This is a genomic window from Microbacterium sp. K35 (genome assembly GCF_004794375.1).
GTDB classification, from domain to species: domain Bacteria; phylum Actinomycetota; class Actinomycetes; order Actinomycetales; family Microbacteriaceae; genus Microbacterium; species Microbacterium sufflavum.
Genome location: NZ_SSDM01000024.1, coordinates 1 through 5,478, shown reverse-complemented (window position 1 = coordinate 5,478; position 5,478 = coordinate 1). Strand labels below are relative to the sequence as shown.

Here is a 5,478-nt window from a genome sequence, read left to right as displayed (position 1 = left end):
CTTTCGAGCCCGCCGCGACGGGGGCCGCCTGCGCGGACGACGCGCCGACGACGGACCCGGCCGCACCGAGCGCGACGGCGCCGAGCCCGGTCATCAGGGCGCGACGCCCCGTCGAGCGCACACCCTGTTCGGTGCCGGTGGTGGTGTCGGACATGACGACTCCTTCGTTATCGACGGCGGGTCGGGACGTGGTGTCCCGTCGGTGTCATCCGCGCGCTCCCGCGGCGGTGGGGGCCGGGACGACCGCGGTGACCGCCCCCTGCGCCTGCCAGAGCGCCGCGGCCTCGGCCCGCCGGCGCCGCTCGAGCACCGGATCGGCCACCGGGATCGCGGCCATGAGGCTGCGCGTGTACTCGTGCTGCGGGTTCGCGAACAGGGCGTCGCGCGCGCCGACCTCCACGATCCGCCCGTGCTGCATCACGGCGACGGTCGACGACATGTACCGGATCACGGCGAGGTCGTGGCTGATGAAGAGGTACGTCAGGCCGAGCTCGGACTGCAGGTCGCGCAACAGGTTCAGCACCTGCGCCTGGATCGACACGTCGAGCGCCGACACCGACTCGTCCAGCACCAGGAACTCCGGCTCCAGCACGAGCGACCGCGCGATCGACACCCGCTGGCACTGGCCGCCCGACATCGAGCGCGGGAGCCGGTGCGCGAACTCCTCGTCCAGCCGCACCCGGTGCATCGCCTCGCGCACCTTCTCGGCCCTGGTCGCCCGGGTGCCGATGCCGTGGGCGAGCAGCGGCGCCTCGATGATCTGCGCCACGGTCTGCCGGCGGTTGAGCGCCGAGAACGGGTCCTGGAACACCATCTGCATGCGGCGGCGCAGCCTGCGCAGCTCCTCGCCGCGCAGGTCGTGCGGACGCTGCCCGTCGAACACCACCGCACCGCCGTCGATGCCGCCGAGCGCGAGCACCGCCTTCGACACGGTCGACTTGCCCGACCCCGACTCGCCGACGAGCCCCACGGTCTCGCCGCGGCGGATCTGGAACGACACGTCGTCGACCGCGGTCACGCGGCGTCCGGAGCCCAGCGTGAACACCTTCGTCACGCCCTGCACGTCGACCAGCACGTCGCCCGACTCCCTGGCCCGGTCGACCGCGCTGATCGTGTCGGCGGCGCCCTTCGTCTCGCCGAAGGGCCCCTCGCTCACGGACCGGGGGTGGGATGGCCCCGCACCGTGCGGTTCCGGGGTGGGCGGTGCGAGGTGAAGGGCGTCCACGGTCGGGATGGGCTGGTGCACGTCCACCGTGAGGTCGACCACGGCCCCCAGCAGCGCCTGCGTGTACGGGTGCTCGGGCGCGGCGTAGATCCGGTCGACGGGGCCCTCCTCGACCACGCGCCCGTGCCGCATCACGTGGATCCGCTCGCAGAAGCCGGCCGCGACGCCGAGGTCGTGCGTGATGAGCACGACCGCGGTGCCGTGGTCCTCCGCGAGACGGTCGAGCAGGTCGATGATGCGCGACTGCGTGGTCACGTCGAGGGCGGTGGTGGGCTCGTCGGCGATCAGCACCGCGGGCCGCGACGACATGGCCATCGCGATCATGACGCGCTGCCGCATGCCGCCGGAGAACTCGTGCGGGTACTGGCTCAGGCGCTCCTCGGGCAGCGGCACGCCGACCTCGGTCAGCAGCTCGACGGCCCTGGCACGCGCGGCCTGGCGCGACACCCGCTCGTGCAGCCGGATCGCCTCGACGAGCTGGTGCCCGATGGTGCGCACCGGGTTCAGCGACGACATCGGGTCCTGGTAGACCATCGCGATCTCGCCGCCGCGCACCTTCGTCATCTCGCGCGTGCGGAGAGTCAGCAGCTCACGGTCGCGCAGCCGGATGCTGCCGCCGAGCTTCGCGCCGTCGTTGAGGCGCATGATCGACAGCGCGGTGAGCGACTTGCCGGAGCCGGACTCGCCGACCAGGCCGATCCGCTCGCCGGGGCGCACCGCGAAGCTGATGCCCTTCACGGGCGTCACGTCGCCGTAGGAGACGGTGAGGTCCTGCACCCGCAGGACGGGAGCGGCGTCGGTCATCGGCCCTTCCCCTTCCGGTCGCCGCCGAACTGGTCGGCGAGCACGTTGAGCAGCCAGATGGTCACGAAGATGAACAGCGCGGGGAACAGCACGTACCCGATCGACTGGTACATCTTCTGGTAGCCCTGCTGCACGAGGGTGCCCCAGGTGGCCTCGGGCGGCGCGATGCCGAGCCCGACGAAGCTCATCGACGCCTCCAGCAGGATCGCGTTCGCGGCGTTGATGGCGGCCTGCACCACGATCGGTCCCTTGGCGTTGGGCAGCACCTCCGCGAACAGCAGGCGGCTGCGCTTCGAGCCGAAGGCCACGGCCGCGGTGAAGTAGTCCTCCTGCAGCTCGCTCAGCACCGACGACCGCACCAGCCGCGCGGTCGTGGGGGTGAGCAGGATGCCGATGATGACGGCGAGCTTCACGGGGTCGGCGCCGAACGCCGAGATGAACACCAGCGCGAACAGGATCTGCGGGATCGCCATCACGGTGTCGGCCAGGCGCATGAGCAGCTCGTCGACCCAGCCGCGGGCGAACGCGGCGGCCATGCCCCAGGCGATGCCGAGCACCATCGCCACGAGCGTGGCACCGGCGGCGATGAACACGGTGAGCTGTCCGCCGTACAGCACGCGGCTGAACAGGTCGCGGCCGAGCTCGTCGGTGCCGAACAGGTGCACGGCCGAGGGCGCGGCGAAGCGGTCGGGCGACTGGGCCGCGGGGTCGAACGGCGCGATGACGGGCGCGAGCACGCAGGCCAGCACGATCAGGGCGAGCAGCGCGAGGGGGATCCACGAGGCGACGGCGAGCCGGCGGCGCGGACGGGTCGAGCGCAGGGCGAGGGTGAGGGTGTCAGCCACGGCTGCTCCTTGCACGAAGACGCGGGTCGAGCACGCCGTAGAGCAGGTCGACGACCAGCGTCGTGAGGATGAACATGGCGGAGATCAGCAGCACCACCGACTGCAGCACCGCGTAGTCGCGCTTGAACACGGCGTCGATCGCCAGCGAGCCGAGCCCGGGAACACCGAACACGTACTCCACGATCACGACACCGCCGAGCGTGTATCCGACGATGAGGCCGAGCATGGTGAGCCCCGGGATCAGGGCGTTGCGCAGCGCGTGCCCGAGGACCACCCCGCTCGCCGACTGCCCCTTGCCGCGGGCGGTGCGGATGTAGGGGGCGTCGAGCACCTCGACCATCGACGCCCGCAGGAACCGCATCAGCAGCGGCGCGGCGGCGAAGGCGAGGGTGAGGGCGGGCAGGATCATGCGCACGAGGTTGTCGGCCGGGTCGTCCGCGAACGGCGTGTAGCCGCGGGCGGGCAGCCACTTCAGCTGCACGGCGAACACCACGATCAGCACGATGCCGATGAGGAACTGCGGCAGCGCCATGCCCGCGGTGGAGATGGCCGTGAGCACGCGGTCGACCACGCCGAGCGGGCGCAGCGAGGCGATCACGGCGGCCGGGGTCGCGATGAGCACGGCCAGCAGGATGCCGATCAGCGTGAGCTCGAGCGTGGCGGGCAGGCGCTGCGCGATGAGCTCGGTCACCGAGAACTGGTTGAAGTACGACTGTCCGAAGTCGCCCGTGACGACGCCGCCGATCCAGCGCAGGTACTGCTCGATGACCGGGGCGTCGAGCCCGGCCTCCTCGCGCAGACGCTGGAGCATCTCGGCGTCCACGCCCGGCGTCGAGCCGAGACGGGTGATCACGGGGTCGCCCGGCAGCAGCCGGAGCACCACGAACACGAGGAGCGAGGTGGCGATCAGCATTGCGATGCTGATCGCCACCCGCCGCAGGACGGAGAGGAGCACGTCAGCCCTTCAGCTGCGCGTTCTCGAGGTGCAGCTGCCCGCCGCCCTCGACCCACACGCCGTCGACCTTCGTGCTGGTCGCGGTGACCACGGTGGACTGCAGCGGCACGATCAGCGGCACCTGCTGGTTGATGATCGTCTGCACGGTGCCCCACTTCTCGGCACGCGCGGCCTGGTCGGGCTCGGCGACGGCGGCGGCGAAGGCCGACTGGAACTCCGGGTCGACCCAGTTGCACTCGCAGCGGCCCTCCAGATAGAAATTCAGCGAGTAGGCGGGCTCGGGCGGCGTGGACTGGAAGTTCGGCACGATGTAGCCCGGGAAGCTCTTGCCCGCCGGGTAGAACGAGTCGACCCAGGTGCCGACGTCGTTGTTGTCGATCTTCAGGGTGATGCCGATCTCCTTGAGGCTGGCCTGCAGGATCTCGCCGCTGGTGTTCCACTCCGGGTACTGGCCGGCGACGCCCCACCAGGTGAGGGTGCTGCCCTCGGTCACGCCGGCCTCGGCGAACAGCTCCTTGGCCTTGTCGAGGTCGTAGGAGTAGTCGGTCAGGTCGCCGCCGTACCAGGGGTTCACCTCGCCGAGGGCGTTGTTGGTCGGGGAGACCGTGCCCTGGCCGTAGTACGCGGCGTCGAGGATCGCCTCGCGGTCGATCGCGTATGCGAGGGCCTGCCGCGCACGCACGTCGTTGAACGGCGGGGAGGTGGTGTCGACCTCCCACGACGGCCACTGGCTCGGGTTCTCCGGCTTCACGAGCGCGATGTCGCCGCCGGCCTCCAGGCCCTCGACGTCGCCCTGCGGCACCGACCACAACACGTCGATGTCGCCCGAGCGCAGTCCGGTCACGGCGGCCGTGGACTCGGCGGCCTTCACGATCCTGATCTCGTCGAGCGCGGGGGCGTCGCCGAAGTACTCGGGGTTGGGCACGAGCGTGAGGCTGTCGTCGGGTGTGAAGGCGTCGACGATGTAGGGACCGGTGCCGATGGGCTCCTTGTCGATGGTGTCGAGCGCGTCGACGTCGAGCATCTTGACCCAGACGATGCCGGCGTCGAACGTGGCGATCGGCTCGGAGAGCGTGATGACGACGGTCTTGTCGTCGGGGGCGGTGACGTCGGTCACCATGTCGATCTTGTTCTTCTCCTGCGTGGCGGTCTCGGGGTCGAGGTAGTACTCGAACGAGGCCACGGCGTCTTCCGCGGTGAACGGGTCGCCGTTGGAGAACGTGACGCCGTCGCGGAGCGTGAACGTCCACGTCTTCTGGTCGTCCGAGGTCTCCCAGCTCTCGGCGAGGTCGCCGACGATCTCGCCGGACTCGTCGGTGGTGGTGAGGCCGTTCCAGAGCAGCGGGAACAGCACCTCCTCCCACGCGAAGGTGCGGATGGCCGGGTTGAGCTGCGGGATGCCCTGGGCCGCGGCCACGGTGAGCGTGCCGCCGTCCTGGGCGGAGCCGTCGGGGGTGGATGAGGTGCTGCAGCCAGCGGTGATCAGCGCGGCGGTGAGCAGCGCTGCTCCGCCGAGAAGGACGCGACGACGCGACATGGGTGCCTCCAGGTGTCGGGTGGTGCTTCGGGTGATGCTTCGGGTAAGGGTGTTCGCTATAGCATGTAGCAAAAGCGCGAGGGCGTCTAGAGCGAACCGGATCGGCGGGGGT

General features: G+C 70.6%; 4 protein-coding genes. All 4 read right to left on the bottom strand.

The features are described from left to right. Positions 1-205: 205 nt before the first annotated feature. From DW299_RS00550 to DW299_RS00535, 4 genes are read right to left on the bottom strand one after another with little or no spacing between them, the layout of a single operon-like run. Positions 206-2,029 carry a dipeptide ABC transporter ATP-binding protein gene (locus DW299_RS00550; protein ID WP_136035267.1) on the bottom strand — a complete coding sequence of 608 codons (1,824 nt, stop codon included), beginning with the start codon at positions 2,027-2,029 and terminating at the stop codon, positions 206-208. Then, entirely contained in the window at positions 2,026-2,874 is an 849-nt protein-coding gene (locus DW299_RS00545; RefSeq protein ID WP_205814303.1) for an ABC transporter permease, read from the bottom strand. The genes DW299_RS00550 and DW299_RS00545 overlap by 4 nt, the downstream gene beginning before the upstream one ends. Further along, entirely contained in the window at positions 2,867-3,829 is a 963-nt protein-coding gene (locus tag DW299_RS00540; RefSeq protein WP_136035265.1) for an ABC transporter permease, read from the bottom strand. Before DW299_RS00540 ends, DW299_RS00545 begins: the two co-directional genes overlap by 8 nt. Position 3,830: 1 nt before the next feature. Then, complete coding sequence (locus tag DW299_RS00535; RefSeq protein WP_136030061.1) at positions 3,831-5,366, bottom strand: ABC transporter substrate-binding protein; 1,536 nt, start codon at positions 5,364-5,366, stop codon at positions 3,831-3,833. Positions 5,367-5,478 lie beyond the last annotated feature (112 nt).